Genomic DNA, 23,348 nt, shown 5'->3' on the forward strand with positions numbered 1-23,348 from the left:
AATCCCCGTATAATCGCCCTCTTTTTTTCCCGAAGGCACCCCGCTCGTGGCAGACAAACGGTACAGCTGCATTGGTTTGTATAACCCCAAATCACCGGAAAACGTCGGTTCGGTGATGCGCGCCGCAGGCTGCTACGGCGTATCGACCGTGTTCTACACCGGCAAGCGCTATGAGCGCGCCGCCGACTTCGTCACCGACACCAAGCGCGTGCACTACGACATCCCGCTGATCGGCATCGACGACCTGAAAAAGATCCTGCCGCTCAACTGCGTCCCGGTCGCCGTGGAACTGGTCGACGGCGCCCGCCCGCTGCCGGAATACACCCACCCGGATCGCGCCCTGTACATCTTCGGCCCCGAAGACGGTTCGCTGGATCAAGAGATCCGCGACTGGTGCGAAGACGTCGTGTACATCCCGACCACTGGCTGCATGAACCTCGCCGCCACGGTCAACGTCGTGCTCTACGACCGCATGGCCAAAGGCCTGAACACCCGCTCCGGGCCGAAATTCCGCTGAAACGCCGCACATTAGATGGAACGAGCTGACCGCCTGCGCAGTCAGCTTGTTTATCGATTACTCATTGCCTGGAGAAAGATCATGACCGAGCTCAAACGCGTCGAGCGTATCGAATCCACCCCGTTCCAGAGCCGTTCCGAGCAGAACGTCGAAGGCTGGGAGCGCATCGGCTCGCTGGCCGGCGGCGTGATCATGGTCGGCAAGGGCCTGCGCCGTGGCGGTGTATTCGGGCTGATTCAGGTGGCGATTGGCGGCGTGGCCATGGCCCGCGGCATCACCGGCCACAGTTCGGTGAAAAGCCTGCTGGAGAAAAGCCGTCAGGACATGAACAACGTGCGGGCAAAGATCGAGCGAGCTGGTGAAGAACTGAGCAAGCTCAAGGCCAATGCCGAGGCGGCGACCAACACCGCCACCGTGACCGGCAACGACTCGGTGAAATCGCCGAAAGCCGGGGTTTGATTCTGGATTTGCCTTGAGGCTGATGGCCTCATCGCTGGCAAGCCAGCTCCCACAATGTTTTGAGCTGGAGACCAATCGGTGGTCACCGCACAAACCTGTGGGAGCTGGCTTGCCAGCGATGGCGGTATTACTGCAGTAACCCGGTATCAAGGACTTTGGACGACTCGCCGAGAATGCTTTCGGCGAGTTGGACGAACTCTTTGGTATCCACCGTCCCCAGGTGCATCGCCCCGCGCAGCACGTCATCCAGCGAGCGCTTGTTGCGGGTCTTCAGGCGAATCTCGCCGTCCAGCTCCTGTAACAACAGCACCGCTTTCGACAGCTGCGCCGGGCTGATCTGCTCGCCGCGCAGGGTCGTGACTTTCTGGCTGTCCTTGACCAGTTTCGCCTGCAACGCCTGATAACGCTCGTCGCTCATGCCCCCGGCACGGCGTACCAGTTCGATGGCGTAATACTCGGCAAAACCCTCGCTGATCCAGTCACTGCGCTGTTCGTCGTTGATCCGTCCGAACACCTGCGCCAACTCGCGCACCAAAACACTGCTGCCGCTTTCGCTGACCAGCGGCAAGCGCGTGTTGAGGTAGATCGACTCCCGCGCCGCCAGGCTGCCGCGCCACATCGGGTCATTGGCGCCGACGATCAGCAGTTTGCTCGGGTGGCGCGGAAACACCGCTTGCACCTGCGGCCAGACGAACGTCAGCAGCGTCAGCACGTCCATCCGGCGCATGCCCTGCCCTTGCGGCGAGGCCACGGTGACTTCGGTTTCCCCCAGTCGGGTGCGGCGGCTGCCAAGGTGGCCGGCGAGCATCCAGCCGGTCGGGCGGTCGAACAGGCGGGACGGATTGTCGATGCGGAATTTGTTCTTGCCGATGCGCGGCCAGGCGGTTTCGACGCTTTTCCAGCCGTCGGGCAATTCGAAGCGCAGGCGCGCGACAAGCTCTATGCCGTCCTGCTGATCGAGCCTGGCCGGCGGCACCAGTTCATCGCCGCGCATCAACGCCCAGGTCGGGGTCATGCGCGTGTCGAAGCTGCCGTTCTTGCGGCCGTGGCTGATGCGCACGCGGTAGGTCAGGCTGGCCTTGTCCGCCGTCGGGCGCCATACGCCGCGTGCGTGTTGGCCCGGCGTCAGTTGCCATTGGCCGTCGGCCTTGAAGTCGCTGTAATGGCTGCCATCGCCCAGATCGAAATCCAGACTGCGCACCGCTTCGCCTTTGGCGAGGGTCAGGCGCACTTCGGCCTGATCGCTCTGCGGCAGCAGGCGTACCTGATAATCCAGATCGACTTTCTTGGCCGCCCACACCGGCGCACTCAGCGCCAGCAACGTGACGATCAGCGCCCGGCGCAATCCCGTCGCCATACCTGCTCCTTGGTCAATCGTTAACCTGCGCGGAAAATCAGGTGATCTTCCCAGTCGTCTTCCGGCACGCTGCCTTCGGAGAGCATGCGCCCGGACTGGGAAATCCGTTCGTGGTGCACCGCGTCACGATCACCGCAGACCAAGTGATGCCACAACGGCAGATCCTTGCCTTCGCTGACCAACCGATAACCGCAGGTCGGCGGCAGCCATTTGAATTCTTCAGCCTGGCCCGGGGTGAGCTGGATGCAGTCCGGGACAAACTGCATGCGGTTCGGGTAATCGCTGCACTGACAGGTTTTCAGGTCCAGCAGTTTGCAGGCGATGCGCGTGTAATAAACGCTGTTGTCTTCTTCATCCTCGAGCTTCTGCAGGCAGCACAGGCCACAACCGTCGCACAGCGATTCCCATTCCTCGTGATCGAGTTGATCGAGGGTTTTGCGTATCCAGAACGGTTCGACTTTGGCGGCCATGGCTCAAGCATCAACATCAGGTGGTGAAAAGGCCGCCAGTCTAGTGCCCAAGGCCCCGTGGGCCAAGCGCTGGCGACTGCCGGTTGTGCGGGGCTTGTCAGTTTTTGCGCGGCCAAGTAGCTTTGCCGGTCTCACCAGGCCTTTGCCGGATGCCATAAACGCTCGACCACGTTGCATCCGGTGAACTGCTGGCTTGCGCCACAACCCCATCGTTCAGCCCAACTGATCCCGCCGGGTTTCGCTTCCAACCTGTCCTCAAACGTAGCAAGGAATCTTTCGATGAGTGCCAACCCTCGCGTTGCCGAATACGCCATTCACCCGCAGTTCACCGATCGCTGGTCGCCCCGCGCCTTCACCGGCGAAGCGATCCCGGAAGAAACCCTGCTGAGCTTCTTCGAAGCCGCGCGCTGGGCGCCGTCGGCGTACAACTCGCAGCCGTGGCGTTTTCTCTACGCCCGTCGCGACACGCCGAACTGGGAGCGTTACCTGGGCCTGCTCAATGAGTTCAACCGCAGCTGGGCCCAGCACGCGTCGGCGCTGGTGATCGTGATTTCGAAAACCACCTTCACCGCACCGGGCGCGACCGAGGAAACGCCTGCGCTGTGGCACACCTTCGACACCGGCTCCGCGTGGGGCCATCTGGCGCTGCAAGCGAGCCTGAGCGGCTGGCACACCCACGGCATGGCGGGCTTCGATCAGGAGCTGACCCGCAAGGAGCTGAACATTCCGCAAGGTTATGCGCTGCATGCCGCCGTTGCGGTGGGCAAGCTGGGTGACAAGGCAACCCTGGCGGATTACCTGCAAGCACGGGAAACGCCGAGCCCGCGTCGCCCGCTGAGCGAACTGGCGGCTGAAGGCGATTTCACCCTTTAAAGCTTCACCACATGATCGTTCCCACGCTCTGCGTGGGAATGCAGCCGGGGACGCTCTGCGTCCCAAAGCGGACGCAGAGCGTCCATAGAGGCATTCCCACGCGGAGCGTGGGAACGATCTTGAAGAGCTCAGTAACCGCGTGCGAAATCCACTTCCCCGCGCAACGCCTCTCCCGCCTGATACGCCCGCAAGTTATCCAGAAACAACTGCACCATCATCGGTGGCGATGTCGGCGCCGAGCTGTGCCCGGTCAGCAGCAAGCCCCAGGCGGTCCAGAATGGATGCCGTTGCGGCAGCGGTTCCTGACGGCAAACGTCGATCACCGCGCCGGCCAGATGGCCTTCCTTCAACGCTTCGACCAGATCCGCATCGACCACCGCGACACCGCGCCCGGCGTTGATGAACAACCCGGTCGGCTTGAATTGCTTGAACAGCGCCGCGTCGTAGATATCGTGGGTGTGCTCGGTGTTGGGCAGCAGGTTGACCACGTAATCCGCTTCGCCCACCAGCCGCGGCAAGTCCGCCATCGAACCGACTTCGACAAACGGCGCCTGCTCGCGGGCGCTGCTGGCGATGCCGTACAACTCGACGCCGAACGGCAGCAGGAACTGCGCCACGCTCTGGCCGATGTCACCGGTGCCGACGATCAACACCTTGCGTCCGACCAGACTCTGGCCGGTGCGGTTGTCCCACTTGCGCTCGACCTGGCTGACCAGCCGCGCCAGCACTTCGCGCTCGTGACCAAGCATGTAAGTCAGCACGTATTCAGCCATCACCTGACCGAAAATGCCGACCGCCCGGGTCAGGCGGTAATCCCGGCGCAGGCCGTCGGCCAGCAGCGGCGTGATGCCGGCCCAGGTCGATTGCAGCCATTGTGGCTGGTGGCCCTGACGCAACAGGGTCGCCAGCAGATCCGGCTGGCCCAGCCACACCGGGCAATCGACGGCCTGGCGGGCCAGTTCGGCGGAGTCGCCGCTGGTCAGCACTTCAAGCTCCGGAGCCGCCTGACGCAGCAGTCGGGCGTATATCGCGTGGTCGTGTTCAGCAATCAGAACGCGCATCTTCAAACCTTTCGCAAACCGTGCAGGCGGCCGCCAACTTCGTGGCAGCCGTCGCCGTAAAAACCGTTCCAGGGGTTACAAGAGGCCCAGGACAGGGCCTCGCGGATCAGACCGGGTCGTTGCGTCGCAGCAACTCTTCGGGCAAGTGCTCGATGTACTCTTCCTCGGCCGGTGGCATTTGCAGGTGATAGCCCTGCTTTTCGAGGTTTTCCAGAACCACGGCAATGTCTTCGCTGGCCAGCTTGCGCTCGGGGCTCAGCACCAGATCAAAGGAATGCTTCGCCTTACCGAACGCCGCCATCAGGCCTTCCGGCACACGCTCCAGCGCATCGCTCTTGAGCACGTACAGGTACATGCCGCTTTTCTTCGAACTTTGATAAATGGAACAAATACGTTTCAAGGCTGTTCTCCGGCGGTGGCCAGGCTGTCGAGCAGCTTCTGGCCCATCAATTCGCGGCGCCAGCCACGCAGCGAATCAGGCAATTGGTATGGGCCCTCGGGGAAGCCGCTTTTGACCAGCGCTTCGAGGGTTTTCTTGCGCAGCATCAGTTCCGGCGCGATGCCCAGACGTTCAGCTTCGGCCTGACCGAGCGCCCGCAGCTGTTTGATCAGCGCGGCGGCTTCGATCGGCAACGGCTCCGGCACGGCTGGCGGCCATTGATCAGGCCCCACACTGCCAGAGCGCTTGATCAGATCAAGCAGAAACTCGCCGTCCTGACGCACGGTACGCGGGTGCATGTCTTCGATCTTGCCCAGCGCGCTGAGGTTGTCCGGTTGGGTCCGGGCCAGCGGCCACAGCGAGTGTTCACGGACGATGCGGTTGCGCGGCAAGTCGCGGGCGCGGGCTTCGCGTTCACGCCAGGCACACAGCTCACGCAGCACGGCCAGTTGGGCGCGGGACAGTTTCCACGCCAGTTTGGCCTCGCGATACACCTCGTACGGATCGGTTTCGCGGCGCAGGTTGGCGACCAGTTCGGCGCCGTCCTCCAGCACCCAGGCGAATTTGTCGTCGGACAGTTTCGGACGCAGTTGTACGAAAACCTCCGCCAGATGCACGGCGTCTTCGGCGGCATAGCTGATTTGCGTGTCGGACAACGGACGCTGCAACCAGTCGGAACGGGTTTCGCCCTTCGGCAGTTCGATGCCGAGCACTTCCTGCACCAGACGCGAATAACCCATCGAGAACCCGAGGTTCAGGTAGGCAGCGGCCAGTTGGGTATCGAACAGCGGCGCCGGCAGGCTGCCGGTCAGGCGCAGCAGGACTTCGAGGTCTTCGCTGCAGGCGTGCAGGACTTTGAGCACCGCAGGGTTTTCCAGCAGCGCGGCCAAGGGTTGCCAGGCGTTTATGGTCAGCGGGTCGATCAGGTAGGCGCGTTTGCCGTCGCCGACCTGCAACAGGCCGGCAATCGGGTAGAAGGTGTCGACCCGCATGAATTCGGTGTCGAGGGCAACGAACGGCAGCTGCTGCCACTCGGCGCAAAACTGCGCGAGGCTATCGTTGTCGCGAATCCAGTGAATATCGATGGCCACACGGCTCTCCCTTCAAGAATGGCGCGCAGTATATATCGCCACCGGCGCTTTCCGCGCCTTTACAGGGCAAGAGCTTGATGAAATCTCCTGCCTGAGGGAAAGAATAGTCTTACAGAGTGAGTCTGCCGGCTCAGTCCTTGGCCAGCACCCCGTCGATCACCGCGCCCCGGCAGCCGGCAAACATGTCCAGATCCGGCTGGTAGACCTTGCTCTGCACTTCCAGCAGACCGAGCATCGAGTGAAACAGGTTGTCCTGACTCAATGGCTTGTCGCGGCTCATTTGCAGGCAATGGGTGTCGACCGAGTAGGACTTCTGATAGCTGTCGGAGAACCAGGCCAGCATCGCCACGTGTTTCTGCTGCTCCGGTGCCAGCATGTACGGCGTGCCGTGGAGGAACAGGTTGTACTCGCCCAGGGATTCGCCGTGATCGGACAGGTACAGCATGGCGGTATCGACCTTGTCCTGATTGCTGCGCAGCACATCGATCAGGCTCGACAGCACATGGTCGGTGTACACCAGCGTGTTGTCGTAGCCGTTGACGATGCTTTCGCGGCTGCAATTGTTCAGCGCGTTGCTTTCACACACCGGGGTGAAGCGCTCGTATTCCTTCGGATAGCGCTTGAAGTATTCCGGGCCGTGGCTGCCCATCTGGTGCAGGACCAGCACGGTGTCCTTGTCGAGGTGATCGATAAAGCTTTGCAGGCCCTGCAACAGGATTTCGTCGCGGCATTCGCTGTTGGCGCACAGTGCCGGGTCTTTCAGATTGCTGACATCCTGCAGGGTGACGCGATCGCAGGTGCCCTTGCAGCCGGACTGGTTGTCGCGCCAGACCACGTCGATCCCGGCACGTTTGAGCACGTCCAGCAGCCCTTCCTCATTCTTCGCCTTGCTGGCGTCGTAATCCTTGCGGCCCATGTTGGAGAACATGCACGGCACCGACACGGCGGTTTCCGTGCCGCAGGAATGCACGTCGGTAAAGGCGATCAGGCCGGCTTCCTTGTCCAGTTTCGGCGTGGTGTCGCGGCCATAACCGAGGATGCCGAAGTTTTCCGCCCGGGCACTTTCCCCCACCACCAGCACCGTCAGGGATTTGCGCGGATGATTCTGCACGGCGACGTTGCGCTGGGCGTCATCGCCGATCGTGACGAACGGTTGCTGCGCCGAAGCCACCTGTTCACGCAGATAACCGGCCGAAGCGCCGATGTAGTTGCTCGGCACCAGCATCAAGCGAATTTCGTGGTGATTGCGAAACAGCGACGACAGCCCTTGATAATTGGCCAGCGCAACGCCGCCAATGACCGCGACCGACGCGACACTCACCACAACTTTGCTTAATAACTCGCGATGCCAGCGACGATAGTTGACTGGAACTTTCCACAACAACCAGGACGGCAAGACACCCAGAAAAACGATATAAGCCAGCAACTTCAAAGACAGCAGATCGCGCACTTCAGTGGCATTGGTTTCGGCAAAGTTGCGAAACATGCCGGCATCGATCATTACACCGTATTGGCTCATGAAATAAGCCACGCCAGCGCTGACCATAAACAACAACGTCAACACGGGTTTCAACACGGGTCGAAACGCCAGCAACGTCAGAACGATGTTATACGCCGCGAAGATCATCACCCAGAACGCAATGCGCATGGCAATGCCTTTGCCGTCCGCAGCGGTGATATCGAACAGGTGCTGCCAGAGAACGAAATTGAATCCGGTCAAAAGAAAGGCGCTGGCAAACAACGTCACCCATTCCGGGCGCACGGCTTTTAACTTGAACATGGCGAGGGGCTATTTCCTTGAAAGAAGTGCCGTCGTCAATTGTGAAAATTTCATTGACTCAGACAACACAAACTTTAAGCAGGCAACCATCAATTTTTTGTGAAAAAGAAGCCAACGATTAGTTGGCCCATGAAATAACCATGAAACTTTCGGTGTATTTGAGAATGGTTCAGCTGTGGTTCAGTCGCAGTCGACGAGGTGCCGTATCGATTTTCTCGATAGCGACCCTGACTTTCTGATTTGCCGCCCCGCTCGCCTGCCCGCCTAATCGACCGTCTCTGGTTCAAAGGTCTGAAGATGGAAAACGTTCGCGCCACTGCCCGCCCCGCTGTCTGGCTGATGCTCGGCATCATCCTGGTCGCCCTCAACCTGCGCCCGTCGATGGCGGCGGTCGGGCCCTTGCTCTCGGCCATTCGCGGCGATATGGCGCTCAGTTTCAGTCTCGCAGCGTTGCTGACCCTGCTGCCGGTGATGGCGATGGGGCTGGCGATGTTTTTCGGCATGGCGGTCAGCCAGCGCCTTGGTGAACAACGCACGGTGCTGCTGTCGTTGCTGATCATTGGCGTGGCAACGCTGTCGCGGTTGTTTCTCGACTCGGCGGGCGGATTGATCGCCAGCGCCGTGCTGGCCGGGATCGGCATTGCACTGATCCAGGCCTTGATGCCAGCGCTGATCAAATCGCGGTTTCCCGACAATGTGGCGCTGTGCATGGGCCTTTACGTCACCTCGATCATGGGCGGCGCGGCGCTGGCCGCTTCGTTCGCACCGTGGGTGCTGACGCAGACCGGCAACTGGCGGGTGGGGCTGGCGGTCTGGGCGGTTTTGGCACTGCTCGCCATTCCTGTGTGGTGGACAACCCGCGCCACCTCACCGGACACCATCCGGACCGTCGTCAGAAAAGAATCCTTCTTCACGAATTCCCGCGCCTGGCTGCTCGCGATCTTCTTCGGTCTCGGCACCGCGTCCTACACCTGCGTGCTCGCCTGGCTGGCGCCGTACTACGTGGAAAAGGGCTGGAGCGAACAAAACGCCGGCCTGATGCTGGGTTTTCTGACGGCCATGGAGGTGATTTCCGGGCTGGTGGTGCCGGCCATTGCCAATCGCAGCCGTGACCGACGTCTGGTGCTTGGCGCCCTGCTCGGCCTGATCATCGCCGGATTCCTTGGCCTGATTCTCAGCCCGCAGCATCTGAGCCTGTTGTGGCCCTGCCTGCTCGGACTCGGCATCGGCGGGCTGTTCCCGATGAGCCTGATCGTGTCCCTCGATCACCTCGACGAACCACAACGTGCCGGCGGATTGACCGCATTCGTACAAGGGATCGGCTACCTGATTGCCGGGTTCTCGCCACTCATGGCCGGCATCGTTCGAGATCGACTGGGCAGCTTCGAGTGGGCCTGGTGGTCCCTGACAGCAGTGATGGCGCTCATGCTGCTGATGGTGCTGCGCTTCAACCCACGGCATTACGCCCGGCACATGGGCTGATCAAGCGAATGGCAGGCCGACCCGTCTGGATAAAGGCTTCTGGCCACCTTTTCCGGGTTTGATGGTGTACGTCGTGTTACTAAAACTTTCTGTCCCACAACTGACCGTGAAAAGTCCTACAGGGCTTTGTCCTGGCACCATCGTTCCGTTACGATCATGCGCACACGTTTGCGCGGATTCGGCGCAAGGAGCACAGCGAGACAGAACGGATGCTGAACAGTAACTTGCTTAGAAAGCTCGACATGCAGGATCTCATGGTGTTTGTCGCCGTGTATGAGCAAAGCAGCGTCACCGACGTGTCGGAGGCGCTGTTCGTCAGCCAGTCCACCGTCAGTTACTGCCTGAAAAAACTGCGCACCAGCTTCGAAGACGAATTGTTCGTCAACACCCGCACGGGCATGCGCCCGACCTACAAGGCCAGCAGCATGTACGGCCATGTGCAGAAAATCCTCGAAAGCATCAACCTCTGCCACGCCGGCGCTCCGACCTTCGACCCGATGGCGCAACCGGTGACCTTCAACATCTGCGCCCCGGAATACTTCGAGCAACTGATCCTGCCACGGATGTTGAAGCGCTTTGACTTCGATGACTTGCCGGTGATGGTCAACATGCACAAGTTCGAAACCGACGTGCCGGTCGAAGAATTGCGCGACGGCAGCCTCGATCTGGTGATCTGTTTCGGCCCGCACTTCCATCGCAGTCACGCCGACCTGAAATCACGCATGCTGCTGGAAGATGACCTGGTCTGCGTCTTCGACAAACGCGCCACGCCGCTGGAGCCGCGCCTGAGCCTGCAAGCCTTCACCGAACGCCGGCATGTGTTCCCGACGCCGTGGACGTCGACCACCAACATGGTCGATGGCTGGCTGGCGCGGCAGGCGCAGAAACGCCAGATCGTCGCCCGCTCCAACAGTTACAGCGCAGCGTTGAAGATGATCACCGGCACCGATTTCATCCTGACCCTGCCCCGGCGGATCCAGCGTTTGCTGACCAACGACGCCGTGTTCAATCACTGCGAGGCGCCGAACGGCTTGCCGGGTTTCACCCTTGATATGCAGTGGAGCCACAACGTCGATCAGGACAGCGCCAACCTCTGGCTGCGCGAGCAGGTCATCAAGACCTGCGCGGAGCTGGAGGCAGCCTGAGTCTTACACGCCGATGGCGACTTTGCTGTAGGACTCGCGGTCGATATCGAGCAGTTCCACGCTCAACTGCACTTCGACACCGACCGGCCATTCGCACAGGTCCTGCAGCACCGCCAACAGGTTTTGCGAGAGTTGTTTCTTGATCTCCGGGGAACGACCGCTGAGCAGCGCCAGCCTCACCGCGACAAAGGCGCGCTCGTTCATGGCGGTGCCGACCTTGAAGGTTTCAACCTTGAGCGCACGGCTCTTGATATCGAATTCCGCCGCGAACTGACCGGAACCCACCAGCGTGTTATTGAGCCGGATCAACGCCACATCGGCGTTCAGTTGCGGCAGGTTGGCGGTGTATTCCAGGTGCAGGTGTGGCATCTCGGTGCTCCAGTGGTTCGGCGGAAAGGTCGTACATATAACACAGCAACGCCTGACTCACGCCAGCGACGACATCACCGGACGCTCACTCATGAACTGCTCCAGCCGCGAACGCAACCAGCGCTCGGCCGGGTCGCTGTCGACGTGGCTGAGCCAGACCATCGACAGGTCGAGGGTCGGGGTCTTGAACGGAAACGGCTCCTTGAACAAGAACCCGGAAGCGGCCATGGCGTCGGCGGTGTAGTCCGGCAGGCTGGCGATCAGATCGGTGCCGGCCAGCAGCGCCGGCAACGAACTGTACTGCGGCACCGACAACACCACCTGACGGGTGCGACCGATGTCCGCCAGCCATTCATCGGCGTAGCCACTGACATTGGCAGTGTGGGAAACCAGCACGTGGGGTCGTGCGCAATATTCATCGAGGGTCAGCGGCGTGTCGGACTTGTCGGCACGCAGGATGCTCGGTTGGATGTGTCGCAATAGCTTGCGCTTGGCATTGGCCGGCAAGCCGCGGGTCTGGCTGATGCCGACGGTGATGTCGCCCGCCGCCAGAAGATCGGGAATCCGCCAGTAATCGACGTGTTGCACCACGAATACCACGCTCGGTGCTTCCTGGCGCAAGGCGCGCAACAGCGGCGGTAAAAGACCGAATTCGACGTCATCCGACAGACCGATACGAAAGGTCATGGTGCTGACGGCGGGATCGAAATCCCGGGTCAGGCTGAGCGCCACCGACAGCGAGTCGAGCGCGGGTTTCAGGTGGCGATAAATGTCTTCGGCGCGGGCGGTCGGCTCCATGCGATGGCCGACGCGGATGAACAACGGATCGTTAAGCATGGTGCGCAGTCGGTTGAGCGCCGAGCTGATGGTCGGCTGGCCGAGAAACAGCTTCTCGGCGGCCCGGGTCACGTTGCGTTCGAGCATCAAGGTCTCGAACACCACCATCAGGTTGATGTCGGCCTTGCGTAGTTCATTGCGGTTCATCCATTGCCCCCCCGATCCCCAGATTGCGGCAGTGTAGAAAGGCCGCGGGGGCGGCGTCCATCGAAACGACGTGTCATTGCACCGTCAACGTCTTCAGCCCCAGGCCCATGATCCGCGAATCGTCGTTGATACCCAACTGTCGGGGGCTGACGGCATCCGGCAAGTGCAATTCGATATCGAGCCGGTCATCGTTCCCGAGGCGCTGGCTGAGCGCGGCGCTGATCGGGATTTCCAGGCGATTGCCTTGAAACTGCATCAAGCGGGTATCCAGTACCTGTTGGCCATTCAGGCTGACGATCAATCGCTGGCCGGGGTGCCCGGGCGAGATGAACGCCAGCGCGTCGATCACGATCGAACGCGCCGGCGGCTGCACCCGCAATTGGATTTTCGCCTGTCGCCCTTCTGTCCAAGTCCCCCAGTTTTCCGGCTTCGACCAGCCGCTGGCCAGTTGTCGATTGCGATAATTGAAGGTCAGTGTTTGCCCTGGACGAGTGAGGGGTGTGAGCAAAATCTGCCGCCCTTCATCGGGCACCTGCAGGCACTCACTGCAGCGCTTCCAGCCCGGCGCCAGCACCGCCACCCCGTCCACGCGCGTCAGCAGATCGGTTTCACTGTTGATGCTCCGTGCGGCATCGACCAGAGCATCGTCGTCCAGCAGGTACAAAGAGTCAGCGTCGTATTGCCCCGAATCGAGCATCGCGCGTGCTTTCTGCTGTGCTTGCGCCAGCGCCGAAGTGCTCATGCGTCCCAGATACACCGCATCGGTTTTCATCCCGTGGGTCGCTGCGAAACCGGCGATCATCTGCCAGCGATCGCTCTGATTCTGCGGCATCAGGCTGCGCACATTGGCGTAACGCTCAGCAGCACTGGCCCAGAAGGGATCAGTCATCGGACTGGTCCAGTACGATGACGGGGTCAGCATTTTCCCCTGCCTGATGCCCATCCAGCCGCCGTGGGTGTCGGCCACCTGGATCAACAGCGCGACCGCAAGCAAACCGATGGCGATGCGTGGCCGGTAACCGCGTACCACTAGAAAAATCATGGTCAGGACGCAGGCATACAACACCGGCCAGAACATCCGACCCGAGGCGCGAAAAATACTGGCCAAGGCGATGATTCGATCGGGTAGCGGATACTCGAACGTCAACGAGCCTATGCCTATTCGGTTCGACAGCGCAAACAGCCATAAACCGAGCATGGCCACCAGCAGCCATGGACGAGCTCGCAATTCATCCTTCAAGAGTCGCCGGTTTCGCAGCCCGGCAAAAAAAGCCGGCGGCACCAGCAACAGAACACCCAGGCCGAAGTAGTTGAAACCTTCGTAATCCCCCTCCTCTTTCGGCAGACCGGGAAGGAGACGTGACCAGCCTGCCGGATCGGCGGGCGCCAGCAGATTCATCCGGTACAAACCAAAACCACTGGCTGCCGCGCCATCGGCAATGCTGAAATAACCGGCCTGCCAGCAGCACACACTCACCATGGCGAAAAGCACGCCGCCCTCGATCAGCCCTTGCCCCCGGGTCAATGACCGACCGAATGTCTTGCCCAGCAGGTCCGCCAGCCAGATCAGTGCAACCATGGCCAGCAGGTAGGCGTGCACCCAGGCCGTCACCGCCAGCAACGTGCCCCACGCCAGGCGACGACGTTGCAGATCCGTCAGCAACGCAAGGTACAGCGCCGCCAGAATCAGGAAATGCCCCGCCAGGGAAAGGTGCCCCACCAGGCGAAAAAACATCACCGGCGAGAACGCCAGCAACTCTGCGCCCAGAAGGCGAATCACGGGATGGGGCGTCATCAGCCCCAGCAGTTTCCAGCCAAACCAGGCTTGCAGGACACAACAGGTCAGCAGCCACAAACCAAAATACTGGAAGGTCTCCGGCAACCAGCCACTGAACGGCTTGAACAACAGCGCCAGCAGTGGGTTGGAGTCGGAAAAAATGATTGCGCTGCCCAGTTCCAGGCCGTAAGACGGATTGAGCCCGAGCGGAAATGTCCAGGGCGCATGCCGGAAAAACGCCCAGCCCAGATAATGCGTGGCCGGATCGCCCTGCTCCAGCCAGGCAATGTTTTGCGGGTTCAGCGCTTGCGGTCCGACCACCAGAAAAAACACCAGAACACCCAAGAACAATGGCAGCAGGGAAAGTGCCGGGTGCTCCCGTGAATCCGTCATCGATACGTCCAGAAGTTGTGCAGTACAAAGGTGAATGCCGGAATCGTCAGCGCCACGGCAACGATTCCGGCGAGATAGTGCAGCCCGGCCATCTGCGCCGCCCAGGCCACGAACATCGCCAACAGAAAGCCGCCCGCCGAAACCAGCATGAAACGCAGCAGGGTTTTGCCGTGCAGTCGGGCAGAAAAACTCCAGGTGGTGTTGATCACATAGGACACCACCGTCGCCACGATAAAGGCCACGCCGTTCGCCAGAGGCGGCTGGTGGCTGACGAAATTGATGAACAGCACCGCCACCAGCGCATGCAGCGCGGTGACGAACAGACCGGTCACGGCGAAACGCAGACCTCGCTGGATCAACGGGGACTTTTCGGCGGCCGTCACGGTTTGCGCGCCAGCACGAACACGCTCAAACCGGCGAGGCGATTCATGCCCATCAACGGCAGCTCGAGACTGCACAGGGTTTTCAGCAGCGTATTGACCAGCGGATGATGTTTTTTCAGCTGCGAACGCGGTGCCGAACCCCGAGCGCCGCCGGGTATCAGGCGCGACGCCAGCGCAATCGGGAACACCGCTCCGAAGTAATAAGCGCCCCGCTCTACCGCCAATCCGGCCTTACCCGCCAGAGCCTCGAATTGCCCCAGGGTATAGCGGCGCTTGTGTTCGAGGAAATCATCATGCCCGCTCCACATGAACTGGAACGCCGGCACGGTCATCAAAAAACGGCTGCCGGACGGCACTTTGTCGACGTAGGACTTGAGCAGGCCGAGGTCGTCATCGACGTGTTCCAGCACATCCATCAGTAACACCAGATCAGCGTCCACGCTGTCGATCGAGCGACGGTAATGCACGGGTTTGCTGGCAGTGGTGGCGCTCGAGTCGGCCGGGTAACTGATGTCCACGCACCACGCTTCGCGCGCCGCCGTGTGGGTCAATAAATGGTGGGAAAAGAAGCCTGAACCGGCACCGACATCGAGGATTCGCTTGATCGGCGCTTCACCCAGCAAGCGCCGGGTCGCAGCCGCTTTGGAGCAGTAATACCAATGCTCGCCGATGCTGTCGCCGAGGATGTCGGTTTCCTTGAGGTCCATCGGTCAGTCCTTGGGATCGTAAACGCGGCGCACCAGAAAGACCGGTCGGCGCTTGGCTTCAATGTAAGTGCGCCCCAGGTATTCACCGAGTACGCCAATGCCGATCAGTTGCAGGCCACCGAGGAATGTCACGGCCACCATCAGCGACGCATAACCCGGCAGATCGACACCGTACAGTAGCGTGCGCACCACGATGAACATGGCAAAGGCGAACGACACCAGCGACACCATCGCTCCCAGATATGTCCAGATCCGCAGCGGTTCGGTGCTGAAACTGGTGATGCCTTCCAGCGCAAAATTCCACAGTCGCCAGCCATTGAACTTGGTCTGCCCCGCCGCCCGCTCCGGGCGCTCGTATTCGACTTGCGTGGTGCGGAAACCGACCCAGGCGAACAGGCCCTTCATGAAACGCCGCGATTCCGGCAAGGTGAGCAATGCATCGACCACACAGCGATCCATCAAGCGAAAATCGCCGACATTCTCCGGCAACGGCTGATCGGCAATCCGGTTGTGCAGGCGGTAGAACCAGTTGGCGGAGGTCTGCTTGGCCCAGGTGTCGTTGCGCCGGCTGAGACGATGCCCCAGTACCACTTCGAAGCCTTCTCGCCAACGCTCGATCATCTGCAAGATCACCTCGGGAGGGTCCTGCAGATCGACATCGATCGGCACCACGATCTGCCCGGTGGCGATCTGCAAACCGGCGGACAGCGCCGCTTCCTTGCCGAAATTGCGGCTCAGATCAACGATGCGGATGCGTGAATCGCTCTGCTGGCAGTTCAGGAGACGCTCCAGCGTCGTATCGGAACTGCCGTCGTTGACGAACACCAGTTCCAGGTTGATTAGCGCCTCTTGCTCGAATACCTGACGAATGCGCAGGAGGAAGCCGTCGAGGCTGTCCTCTTCGTTGAACACGGGAACCACCAGCGACAACTTCACCGGGCCCGCGTGCTGCGTTCCATTCGAGTGGGTCAATGGACTGCTCTTTTTTTATAGTGATTGTCGGTCGCCGAACGCTGTTCGACGCCATGAGCCGCACCGTATTAAGCAGCAGCCCGAAATGTCATGCAAGGGTGAAACGACGGCGTTCCGGCCAATCCGGAGGGCGATCCCTGCGCTCTGGCCCGCGCCTTCCAGAAACATTCACGAACGATTGGAAACAAATCCACGATAGCCAAAAAACCGCGCTCCGCTAGGCTTGCGTCGAGGCGTCACACAGGCTGTCGCACATAAATCGCATGGAGCGAACTGAATGTATTTCGAGATTTACAGGCAATCCAAAGGCACCCCGAGCACCGGCAAGGGCCAATGGCGCTGGCGGCTACGTGCGGGCAACCACGAGACGGTCGCCAGTGGCGAATCGTATGTGAACAAGGCGGATTGTCTGCATGTGATCGAGTTGATCAAGAGTGTGCAGGGAGAGACTCCGGTCAAGGAGATCTGAGGACTGTCCAGGACGCCGGGCTGCCTGAGTTGGCAGCTCCGGCGACTTCTGAAGTTGCTTCAGAACCTTTCGGGAATGTGCCTGAAGGGATAATCCGACTCTTTGTATCCCCCCGGTTTCTGCCGCTTGGGCAATGTCACCTTCTCTCGCGGCACTTCTTTGTAGGGAATGCGACTGAGCAGGTCAGAGATGATATTGAGCCGCGCCCGACGCTTGTCGTTCGAATTGGCCACAAGCCACGGTGCGTAATCGGTGTCGGTCGCTTCGATCATGTCGTCCCGTGCCCGGGAGTAGTCATACCAGCGACTGTAGGACTTGAGGTCCATCGGCGACAGCTTCCAGATCTTGCGCCCGTCGACAATGCGCGCCTCCAGGCGCCGGGTCTGTTCTTCCTGGCTGACATTCAGCCAGTACTTGAGCAGGATCACCCCCGAACCGACAACTGCGCGCTCCACCAGCGGCACGGTCTTGAGAAACTTGTCGACCTGTTTGTCCGTGCAAAAGCCCATCACCCGCTCGACGCCGGCGCGGTTGTACCAACTGCGATCGAAGATCACCACTTCACCGGCCGCCGGCAAATGTGGCAGATAACGCTGCATATACATCTGGCTCTTCTCTCGATCGGTCGGGGCCGGCAACGCGATGACGCGAAAGACCCGCGGGCTGACCCGTTCGGTGAGCGCCTTGATGGTACCGCCCTTGCCCGCACCGTCACGGCCTTCGAAGATGATGCAGATCTTGATGCCTTCGGCCTTCACCCACTCCTGCATTTTTACCAGTTCGACATGCAGGCGGCGCAGTTCCGCAAGGTAGTCCTTGTTCGACAGTTTTGTATGTTCGTCAGTTTTTTCTCGGGGCGAGTCTTTCTTCTTTCCCTTTGCCATGACCAGGCCTCTCGGGTTGGAACGACAGCCAGGCTCGTTGGCAATGCATGACCTGGAACCGGAAAGTTTAGTCATTTATCGCAAAACGCAAGGAAACGTGCAGTAAGTCACAGACAACGTGCTTATTTCGAAAAAGCCTGTGCAGTTTTTGACGGAACGCCAATCGCCAACCATCCTCCTTCACGGCGCAGCGTCCGATGTTGGCCGTGGATATCTCGCTGGATGCAAACCTGCCATCTGGATGTGGGGAAGAGGTCATGCACAGTTCGCTCTTGCGTGCCGCGTCGCTCCTGCTCGCCTTGAGCACTGCACCGCTCTCGTTGCAGGCCGCCGATGCGCCTGCGGCCCCGGCGGCTGCCAGCGCTGCGACCAAAGATGCCGTGTTTACCACGGAGCAGCTCGACCAGATGCTCGCGTCGATTGCGCTGTATCCCGATCCACTGCTCGCTCAAGTGCTGATGGCCACCACCTATCCGGGAGAAGTCGCCGAAGCCGCAGCCTGGTCCAAGGCCCATCCGGACGCCAAGGGCGATGACGCAGTCAAGCAAGTAGCCAGCCAGACGTGGGATCCGAGCGTGCAGGCCTTGGTGGCGTTTCCGCAGGTTTTGGCGACACTGGGGCAGGATCCGGTCTGGGTGCAACGTCTGGGGGATGCCTTTCTGGCTCAGCCTGACGAACTCATGGCCGGCGTTCAGCGCTTGCGGCGTCAGGCCCAGACGGCGGGCAATCTGCAGAGCAGTCAATATCAGAATGTGACCGTGCAGAACGTAACGCCGCCCATCTCTGCCGGGACAACCAAGCCGGCCGACAACACGACCATCATCATTCAGCCTGCCGATCCGCAGGTGGTCTACGTCCCGACCTATAACCCGACCACCACTTACGGCACCTGGCCTTATCCGGCCTCGCCGCCGGTGTATTACCCGCCGCCGCCCGCTTACTACCCGGGTCAGGCACTGGTGGCAGGATTGGCTTTCGGTACGGGCGTGGCGGTCGTCGCGTCGTTGTGGGGCGACTGCGACTGGGGCAATAACGACATCGACATCGATGTGAACCGTTACAACAACATCAACGCCAACAACCGCATCACCAACAACCAGAACAAGTGGCAGCACAACACCGTGCATCGCGATGGCGTGCCCTATCGTGACAACCGCAGCCGCGCCCAGTATGGCCGGCAGCTGGACGGTGCGGCTCAGCGTGACGCCTATCGCGGCGACAACGCGCAGCGGGCGCAGGCTCGGGAACGGGCGCGCAGTTCGATGGACAGAGCCGGTTTTGAACGCCCCGCCACCAGCAATCGGGAAGCCCGCAATCAAGTCCGCGAAGCGCAATCCGCCAATGTCGGCAACCGCCTGCAAGGTGGTGCGGACAGACCCAGAGCCGCCGACCGCGCTCAAGCCAACACGCGGGAGGCGCGCCAGCCGGGCGTTAATCAACGTGACAACCGTGCGTCTCAGGCCCGACCCGCCGCGGGCAGTGCGCGAAACAACGCCTTTGCCGGTGCGCGCGCTCCGTCACAGACCCGAGTGCAGGCTGATCGCGGCCGGGCCAGCCAGATTTCTGCGCAACGTCCCAACACCTCCCGCGCCGCCGGACATCAGATCAGCCGGCCGTCCGGCGGAGGCATGCGCCAGAGAGGAGGTGGCCGCCGATGAACATTCATTCTCTGGTCAGGAGCTGCCTGACCCTCGCTGCCGGCCTCGCATTCTCGACCTTCGTCTCGGCCCAGCAAGTATTTCCAACCCCGGAAAAAGCCGCTGACGCCTTCGTCGAAGCCCTCGGTACGCAACACGCCGACCAAAAACGCCTGACCGAACTGCTGGGCGAGGAATGGCACAGCTTCATTCCCCGTGAAGGCGTGCAGCGCAGCGATGTCGATGCCTTCCTGCAGCAATACCGCGAACAGCACACGCTGGAAAAGACCGGCGACAGCAAGGCCGTGCTCTCCGTCGGGCCCGATCACTGGACGCTGCCCATCCCGCTCATCAAAGACAAAACCGGCTGGCGCTTCGACATGAACGCCGCAAAGGCCGAAATCCGTGCCCGCCGCATCGGCCGCAACGAACTGGCGGCAGTGCAATCGGCGCTGGCCTACCACGATGCGCAAATGGACTACGCCTCGGAAGACCGCGACGGCGACGGCGCCCTCGAATACGCACAGAAAATCTTCAGCTCCCCCGGCAAACACGACGGCCTCTATTGGCCAGAAGACGACACCAACCAGATCAGCCCCCTCGGCCCTGCCTTTGGCCAGGCCATCAACGACGAAGACTGGCACGGCTACCACTTCCGCATCCTCGACGCCCAAGGCCCGTCAGCCCCGGGCGGCGCCTATAGCTATCTGATTGGAGACAAGATGAGCCGCGGATTCGCCTTGATCGCCTGGCCTGCGAAGTATGCCGACACCGGGGTGATGAGCTTCATGATCAGCCATGAGGGCCAGGTGTTTCAGAAGGACCTCGGGCCGGATGGGGAGAAAGTGGCGAAGGCGATGAAGCGGTTTGATCCGGATGATAGTTGGGAGGTGGTGGATTTGGGGCAGAAGTAGTTGGGGTAGCGAATTGCGTTGGATCGGAAACGAAAAAGCCCCGCAGCTTTTCATCTACGGGGCTTTCGTTTATTCGCCCCAAGTCGGGCGCAGGTTTCCAGATAGTCTGTGACGGCTTCTTCAAATGACTTGCGGAGTTCGTTGATCGACTCGCCATGAAACCCCACGACATCCCTTATTCCCGCGATATGACCGATAAACAGACCATCCTCGTCGCTGTACTCAACGCGGGCGCTGAAGCCGTTGTAGCCCATCACGTTCATAGGGTACTTCCTCGTCGCTATCGGGTTTGAGCATCACGCCGACAAGAATAATCAGGTGACTCAAAACGAGCTTGTAGGCAGAATCCGCGAGTTGCGTGTGAATGGGCTGTAGCTGTGCATTACGGCCGGTTGCTGCCTTGTTGGCCTTTCTTTCGGCGGGATATTCTCAAGACGTCGCTGCACATTCAGCGGCCGGGCTTGGTAACCCGACGGAATAAGGCGCACCAGCGTCCCCATACAATTACGGCCGATGTTCGTCTGTAATTCTGTTTTATGGCGGCTGTGCGTGGGACGGCTTCGGCCGTGCCGGTTTCCTTGATTCCCCGGTTTACCAACCCGCGCATAGCTGCCACCCCATTCGCTTGGTATCGGATGCGGCAGCTCAAAAATCAAGGGAATTGAAAAATGCACACCAGCAACCGATTACGAAAGCCTCCCCTCCCCGCTTTACCTCTCTTCATGTCGAGCGCATACGGAGGTGAAGAATGACTGACAAAGCAGAAGAAAAAACCGTCGGCTCCACACCGTTTCTCTACTGCTCGGACAATCCACTATTCAGCGTTAGCGCTGGCGTCCCCATTAGCGAAGCGTTGTCACAAGCCTCCGACCTGTTGGCCCTTGCCAAGGCGCTTGCAGAGGATGCAGCGTTTATTCGAGAAACCGATCGATATGCCTGGGCTGCGCATTTCCTGACGGAGATGGGGAAGGCGGTTATTGATGATGTGATGAAGGTGGTTTCGCCGAGCCCAGCCAGAACGCTGAGCAGAGAAAAATAACGATTACTTCACTGATCAATCATCCAGCAAAAAACGAAAAAGCCCCGCTGCGGCTCAGCTACGGGGCTTTCAATAGCAATGACATGGAAAGAGAAGGAAACCATCCTTGGCGCCAGAGTCATAATAAATCTGCCCAAACCCCGGCATGCAAAACTTACTCACCATTCATTCGAGGTGGCTTAGGGCAGGTAGAACGCAGTCCGTCGATATGCTCCATCAGCCCATCTGGAATACTTTGCCACATTGGATCGAGAATAAAATCTATACCCTCACGGCGAGCCATTTTTGCAGCGGGAACGAAGTCTGCGTCGCCAGCAAAAAGAACTATTTGGTCCACCTGTTTTTTGAACGATAAGGACGCGACATCAACCCCGATCCTCATATCAACGCCTTTTTGTCGCGTATCCATACTGACATCATTTTCAGTCAGATCAGCTATCTGAATTACACCCTTCAAAAGACCTGCAATTTTCGCAGGCTTTATCGTCCATTTGACGTCCTTCGAAAGGTGACCAAGTCGTAACGCGACCTTACGCTTACTCCGAAGTCGGGAGTGTAATTCCTTTCGGAACAAAGCTTCCTTTGACTTAGAGAAGTCGACAGCTTTCTTAGAAATCGGATTGTGTTGTTTGGTATCTAACGGAGGGCAGTCATAGAAAAAAATGCGATAAAGCTCTCTTCTATGGCGCTGCTGTTGATCGTGGGCTTGGCCGTTTAGGCGGGGTATCATTTTGCTTAAATGGGCTGTAGCCCATCGATGAACAAGATCTGCGGCTCGTTCCGCATTGTAAGCATTTTGAGGCTCGATCCTTCGAAAACGCTTTATGAAGTAGGCGCCGTCAACCAAAACCGCTGTGGGCATGACTTTCCTCCAGATAGCAAAACGCCCAAGGGTTCGGCACGTCCTGGATGGTTTGGACGGCTTACAGCCTTGGGCGGGATGCGCGGAGAATAGGTCGAGTTGACAGATACGTCAACTGCTTTTCGCTCTAGGTACGCTGAGGCAACCGCCGCGATGCGGCGGTTGCCTCAGCGTACCTAGAGCCAATTTATTGTCAATACCCATTCTAAATTAATCTTACGCCATTATTTTGGCTGCTGCCATCAATTCGCATTCATGATGCCTCCCATATGGCAATCAGCGCTTTCGGGAGTGCAATTCTCTTCAGGACTTCGGTCAGTTATTCGGCTTTGTTGACATAGTTATGATGGATTCTCTATCATTAGCTTGCGACTTAGTCGTGTACCACAGGGTGGTTACAGGGATCCGAAAGGATCGCACCCCGTTACTGGGAAACCAGTTCGCCGAGCGCGACGCAAGAACGACCTGCCCCGTCGAGATGCATGCACATCGACGGCTGAGAATCCCTCCTAGAGAGGGATTCGCCGTTTCTGGATGCCCCATTTTATGCCTTGCGTCTGTTCCGGACTTCTTTCGGACATTGCCCTTTCGGCTTAGCTCTTGTGTCAGCAGCCACTTTAAAAATACTGAAGCCCTTCTTCCTGACCGGTACACCGGGCGAACCTTCACCCATCCGCACAAAGAACGCGCTGGTCACATGTATACGCAACACCCGATGCTCACGAAAGATAGCCATGCAAATTTTGAATGGCTCCACTTCACCGCTCGCATTATTCATCACGTCCAAAGTGAAAAAGCTTTCGCCTTGGGTCTGGTAGACCGTGGCGCCCGCAAGTTTTTCTAACATCCCCCTCAGCTGCTTCGAAGCTTCATAGCGCTCAAGGCAGACCAACTGACTTTCGCGACCATCGGGGTATTCGAGTGGAATATTATGCTCGGTGTCGTTTTTGGTGAAACAGTGCAAACCATAGGTGACCACGAAGCGGATTGCCTCCCTACCCTCCTCCTTTTGGAAAAGGACTTCATGGCTATCTAAATGGCCCAGGTCATATGACACCCCATCATGCTCGAAGGGCTCCCAATGTTGGATGGAGTCCACGTGAAATGCTGGCAAGCTCATTCCTCGAGCAAGAGATAAACGGTAATGTTACCCGAAAAAATCAGCGTCGTTTGCCGCTCTCAGCTCTCATCTCGACACTTCGCTTCTAGTCGAAAACAAACATTCGATTAGCTACAGCTAATTTTCCATAACTGCTCCAACGGGCCGAGTAATTGTGACTCATC

Annotated in this window: 24 protein-coding genes and 1 pseudogene; 9 read left to right on the plus strand and 16 right to left on the minus strand. The window is 59.6% G+C overall.

The annotated features are described in order from the left end of the window. Positions 1-46: 46 nt before the first annotated feature. Positions 47-517, plus strand: a complete 471-nt coding sequence (locus tag L6D82_RS28030; protein ID WP_007958066.1) for an RNA methyltransferase — start codon at positions 47-49, stop codon at positions 515-517. A gap of 81 nt (positions 518-598) precedes the next feature. Next, positions 599-976: a YgaP family membrane protein gene (locus tag L6D82_RS28035; RefSeq protein ID WP_134022975.1), complete on the plus strand. Its 378-nt coding sequence runs from the start codon at positions 599-601 to the stop codon at positions 974-976. A 127-nt stretch (positions 977-1,103) separates the two neighbouring features. Here the strand turns inward: L6D82_RS28035 and L6D82_RS28040 are convergent, their stop codons facing one another. Then, entirely contained in the window at positions 1,104-2,333 is a 1,230-nt protein-coding gene (locus L6D82_RS28040; RefSeq protein WP_236192106.1) for a hypothetical protein, read from the minus strand. A 20-nt stretch (positions 2,334-2,353) separates the two neighbouring features. Further along, complete coding sequence (locus tag L6D82_RS28045; RefSeq protein WP_236192107.1) at positions 2,354-2,803, minus strand: YcgN family cysteine cluster protein; 450 nt, start codon at positions 2,801-2,803, stop codon at positions 2,354-2,356. 279 nt (positions 2,804-3,082) lie between these two features. On the opposite strand from L6D82_RS28045, the gene L6D82_RS28050 reads away from it, so the two are divergent. Further along, on the plus strand, positions 3,083-3,676 hold the full coding sequence (locus tag L6D82_RS28050; protein WP_102717527.1) for a nitroreductase family protein: 594 nt from the start codon (positions 3,083-3,085) through the stop codon (positions 3,674-3,676). Positions 3,677-3,804: 128 nt separating this feature from the next. On the opposite strand, the gene L6D82_RS28055 is transcribed toward L6D82_RS28050, so the two are convergent. The 4 genes from L6D82_RS28055 to L6D82_RS28070 all read right to left on the minus strand — a co-directional run bounded on the left by L6D82_RS28055 (position 3,805) and on the right by L6D82_RS28070 (position 8,047). After that, positions 3,805-4,737 (minus strand): D-2-hydroxyacid dehydrogenase, encoded by a 933-nt coding sequence (locus L6D82_RS28055; protein ID WP_007958054.1) that lies wholly within the window; start codon positions 4,735-4,737, stop codon positions 3,805-3,807. Between the two features lie 106 nt (positions 4,738-4,843). Then, a complete protein-coding gene (locus L6D82_RS28060; RefSeq protein ID WP_102717526.1) occupies positions 4,844-5,137 on the minus strand; it encodes a YcgL domain-containing protein in 294 nt (97 codons plus the stop codon). Further along, a complete protein-coding gene (rnd, locus tag L6D82_RS28065) occupies positions 5,134-6,267 on the minus strand; it encodes a ribonuclease D (protein WP_007958043.1) in 1,134 nt (377 codons plus the stop codon). The genes L6D82_RS28060 and rnd overlap by 4 nt, the downstream gene beginning before the upstream one ends. A 130-nt stretch (positions 6,268-6,397) precedes the next feature. After that, on the minus strand, positions 6,398-8,047 hold the full coding sequence (locus L6D82_RS28070; protein ID WP_102717525.1) for a phosphoethanolamine transferase: 1,650 nt from the start codon (positions 8,045-8,047) through the stop codon (positions 6,398-6,400). Positions 8,048-8,344: 297 nt separating this feature from the next. Here L6D82_RS28070 and L6D82_RS28075 point away from each other — a divergent pair, with 297 nt between their 5' ends. After that, positions 8,345-9,529, plus strand: coding sequence for a cyanate transporter (locus L6D82_RS28075; RefSeq protein WP_102685975.1), 1,185 nt, complete (start codon positions 8,345-8,347; stop codon positions 9,527-9,529). Positions 9,530-9,738: 209 nt separating this feature from the next. Next, complete coding sequence (locus L6D82_RS28080) at positions 9,739-10,674, plus strand: LysR family transcriptional regulator (protein ID WP_236192108.1); 936 nt, start codon at positions 9,739-9,741, stop codon at positions 10,672-10,674. A 3-nt stretch (positions 10,675-10,677) separates the two neighbouring features. On the opposite strand, the gene L6D82_RS28085 is transcribed toward L6D82_RS28080, so the two are convergent. The 6 genes from L6D82_RS28085 to L6D82_RS28110 all read right to left on the minus strand — a co-directional run bounded on the left by L6D82_RS28085 (position 10,678) and on the right by L6D82_RS28110 (position 16,259). Continuing rightward, positions 10,678-11,043: a 5-carboxymethyl-2-hydroxymuconate Delta-isomerase gene (locus tag L6D82_RS28085; RefSeq protein ID WP_085683117.1), complete on the minus strand. Its 366-nt coding sequence runs from the start codon at positions 11,041-11,043 to the stop codon at positions 10,678-10,680. Between the two features lie 57 nt (positions 11,044-11,100). Then, a complete protein-coding gene (locus L6D82_RS28090; protein WP_045121852.1) occupies positions 11,101-12,027 on the minus strand; it encodes a LysR substrate-binding domain-containing protein in 927 nt (308 codons plus the stop codon). A 73-nt stretch (positions 12,028-12,100) separates the two neighbouring features. Continuing rightward, positions 12,101-14,197, minus strand: a complete 2,097-nt coding sequence (locus tag L6D82_RS28095) for a DUF6311 domain-containing protein (RefSeq protein WP_236192109.1) — start codon at positions 14,195-14,197, stop codon at positions 12,101-12,103. Further along, positions 14,194-14,580: a GtrA family protein gene (locus L6D82_RS28100; protein ID WP_085747212.1), complete on the minus strand. Its 387-nt coding sequence runs from the start codon at positions 14,578-14,580 to the stop codon at positions 14,194-14,196. The genes L6D82_RS28095 and L6D82_RS28100 overlap by 4 nt, the downstream gene beginning before the upstream one ends. Beyond that, complete coding sequence (locus L6D82_RS28105; protein WP_102717522.1) at positions 14,577-15,287, minus strand: class I SAM-dependent methyltransferase; 711 nt, start codon at positions 15,285-15,287, stop codon at positions 14,577-14,579. The genes L6D82_RS28100 and L6D82_RS28105 overlap by 4 nt, the downstream gene beginning before the upstream one ends. A 3-nt stretch (positions 15,288-15,290) precedes the next feature. Continuing rightward, positions 15,291-16,259 (minus strand): glycosyltransferase family 2 protein, encoded by a 969-nt coding sequence (locus L6D82_RS28110; RefSeq protein ID WP_236192110.1) that lies wholly within the window; start codon positions 16,257-16,259, stop codon positions 15,291-15,293. Positions 16,260-16,536: 277 nt separating this feature from the next. Between L6D82_RS28110 and L6D82_RS28115 the strand changes: the two genes are divergently transcribed. Further along, positions 16,537-16,728, plus strand: a complete 192-nt coding sequence (locus L6D82_RS28115; protein ID WP_011332915.1) for a YegP family protein — start codon at positions 16,537-16,539, stop codon at positions 16,726-16,728. 59 nt (positions 16,729-16,787) lie between these two features. On the opposite strand, the gene ppk2 is transcribed toward L6D82_RS28115, so the two are convergent. Further along, positions 16,788-17,612, minus strand: coding sequence for a polyphosphate kinase 2 (ppk2, locus tag L6D82_RS28120; RefSeq protein WP_236192111.1), 825 nt, complete (start codon positions 17,610-17,612; stop codon positions 16,788-16,790). 257 nt (positions 17,613-17,869) lie between these two features. Here ppk2 and L6D82_RS28125 point away from each other — a divergent pair, with 257 nt between their 5' ends. Both L6D82_RS28125 and L6D82_RS28130 read left to right on the plus strand, forming a co-directional pair. After that, the gene (locus L6D82_RS28125) at positions 17,870-19,270 is read left to right on the plus strand and encodes a DUF3300 domain-containing protein (RefSeq protein ID WP_236192112.1); all 1,401 of its coding nucleotides are present in this window, start codon (positions 17,870-17,872) and stop codon (positions 19,268-19,270) included. After that, the gene (locus L6D82_RS28130) at positions 19,267-20,163 is read left to right on the plus strand and encodes a DUF2950 domain-containing protein (RefSeq protein ID WP_085747217.1); all 897 of its coding nucleotides are present in this window, start codon (positions 19,267-19,269) and stop codon (positions 20,161-20,163) included. The genes L6D82_RS28125 and L6D82_RS28130 overlap by 4 nt, the downstream gene beginning before the upstream one ends. A 62-nt stretch (positions 20,164-20,225) precedes the next feature. On the opposite strand, the pseudogene L6D82_RS28135 reads toward L6D82_RS28130, so the two are convergent. Beyond that, positions 20,226-20,426 (minus strand): annotated as a pseudogene (locus L6D82_RS28135) (type II toxin-antitoxin system HicB family antitoxin); the annotation flags it as partial. Between the two features lie 485 nt (positions 20,427-20,911). On the opposite strand from L6D82_RS28135, the gene L6D82_RS28140 reads away from it, so the two are divergent. Then, positions 20,912-21,202: a DUF3077 domain-containing protein gene (locus L6D82_RS28140; protein ID WP_129972857.1), complete on the plus strand. Its 291-nt coding sequence runs from the start codon at positions 20,912-20,914 to the stop codon at positions 21,200-21,202. Positions 21,203-21,356: 154 nt separating this feature from the next. On the opposite strand, the gene L6D82_RS28145 is transcribed toward L6D82_RS28140, so the two are convergent. Continuing rightward, complete coding sequence (locus L6D82_RS28145) at positions 21,357-22,064, minus strand: NYN domain-containing protein (RefSeq protein ID WP_236192113.1); 708 nt, start codon at positions 22,062-22,064, stop codon at positions 21,357-21,359. A gap of 544 nt (positions 22,065-22,608) precedes the next feature. After that, positions 22,609-23,178, minus strand: a complete 570-nt coding sequence (locus tag L6D82_RS28150; RefSeq protein WP_129972859.1) for a hypothetical protein — start codon at positions 23,176-23,178, stop codon at positions 22,609-22,611. Positions 23,179-23,348 lie beyond the last annotated feature (170 nt).

It is taken from the genome of Pseudomonas paraglycinae, from assembly GCF_021601625.1.
GTDB classification, from domain to species: Bacteria; Pseudomonadota; Gammaproteobacteria; order Pseudomonadales; family Pseudomonadaceae; genus Aquipseudomonas; species Aquipseudomonas paraglycinae.

Excerpts from the sequence above, each read along its gene's own strand:
- L6D82_RS28070 (WP_102717525.1), bottom strand. The coding sequence starts at position 8,047 with ATGTTCAAGTTAAAAGCCGTGCGCCCGGAATGGGTGACGTTGTTTGCC.
- L6D82_RS28140 (WP_129972857.1), top strand. The coding sequence starts at position 20,912 with ATGACTGACAAAGCAGAAGAAAAAACCGTCGGCTCCACACCGTTTCTC.
- L6D82_RS28040 (WP_236192106.1), bottom strand. The coding sequence starts at position 2,333 with ATGGCGACGGGATTGCGCCGGGCGCTGATCGTCACGTTGCTGGCGCTG.
- L6D82_RS28090 (WP_045121852.1), bottom strand. The coding sequence starts at position 12,027 with ATGAACCGCAATGAACTACGCAAGGCCGACATCAACCTGATGGTGGTG.
- L6D82_RS28035 (WP_134022975.1), top strand. The coding sequence starts at position 599 with ATGACCGAGCTCAAACGCGTCGAGCGTATCGAATCCACCCCGTTCCAG.
- L6D82_RS28115 (WP_011332915.1), top strand. The coding sequence starts at position 16,537 with ATGTATTTCGAGATTTACAGGCAATCCAAAGGCACCCCGAGCACCGGC.
- L6D82_RS28145 (WP_236192113.1), bottom strand. The coding sequence starts at position 22,064 with ATGCCCACAGCGGTTTTGGTTGACGGCGCCTACTTCATAAAGCGTTTT.
- L6D82_RS28080 (WP_236192108.1), top strand. The coding sequence starts at position 9,739 with ATGCTGAACAGTAACTTGCTTAGAAAGCTCGACATGCAGGATCTCATG.
- L6D82_RS28105 (WP_102717522.1), bottom strand. The coding sequence starts at position 15,287 with ATGGACCTCAAGGAAACCGACATCCTCGGCGACAGCATCGGCGAGCAT.
- L6D82_RS28130 (WP_085747217.1), top strand. The coding sequence starts at position 19,267 with ATGAACATTCATTCTCTGGTCAGGAGCTGCCTGACCCTCGCTGCCGGC.
- L6D82_RS28075 (WP_102685975.1), top strand. The coding sequence starts at position 8,345 with ATGGAAAACGTTCGCGCCACTGCCCGCCCCGCTGTCTGGCTGATGCTC.
- L6D82_RS28050 (WP_102717527.1), top strand. The coding sequence starts at position 3,083 with ATGAGTGCCAACCCTCGCGTTGCCGAATACGCCATTCACCCGCAGTTC.
- L6D82_RS28045 (WP_236192107.1), bottom strand. The coding sequence starts at position 2,803 with ATGGCCGCCAAAGTCGAACCGTTCTGGATACGCAAAACCCTCGATCAA.
- L6D82_RS28125 (WP_236192112.1), top strand. The coding sequence starts at position 17,870 with ATGCACAGTTCGCTCTTGCGTGCCGCGTCGCTCCTGCTCGCCTTGAGC.
- L6D82_RS28085 (WP_085683117.1), bottom strand. The coding sequence starts at position 11,043 with ATGCCACACCTGCACCTGGAATACACCGCCAACCTGCCGCAACTGAAC.
- ppk2 (WP_236192111.1), bottom strand. The coding sequence starts at position 17,612 with ATGGCAAAGGGAAAGAAGAAAGACTCGCCCCGAGAAAAAACTGACGAA.
- L6D82_RS28055 (WP_007958054.1), bottom strand. The coding sequence starts at position 4,737 with ATGCGCGTTCTGATTGCTGAACACGACCACGCGATATACGCCCGACTG.
- L6D82_RS28095 (WP_236192109.1), bottom strand. The coding sequence starts at position 14,197 with ATGACGGATTCACGGGAGCACCCGGCACTTTCCCTGCTGCCATTGTTC.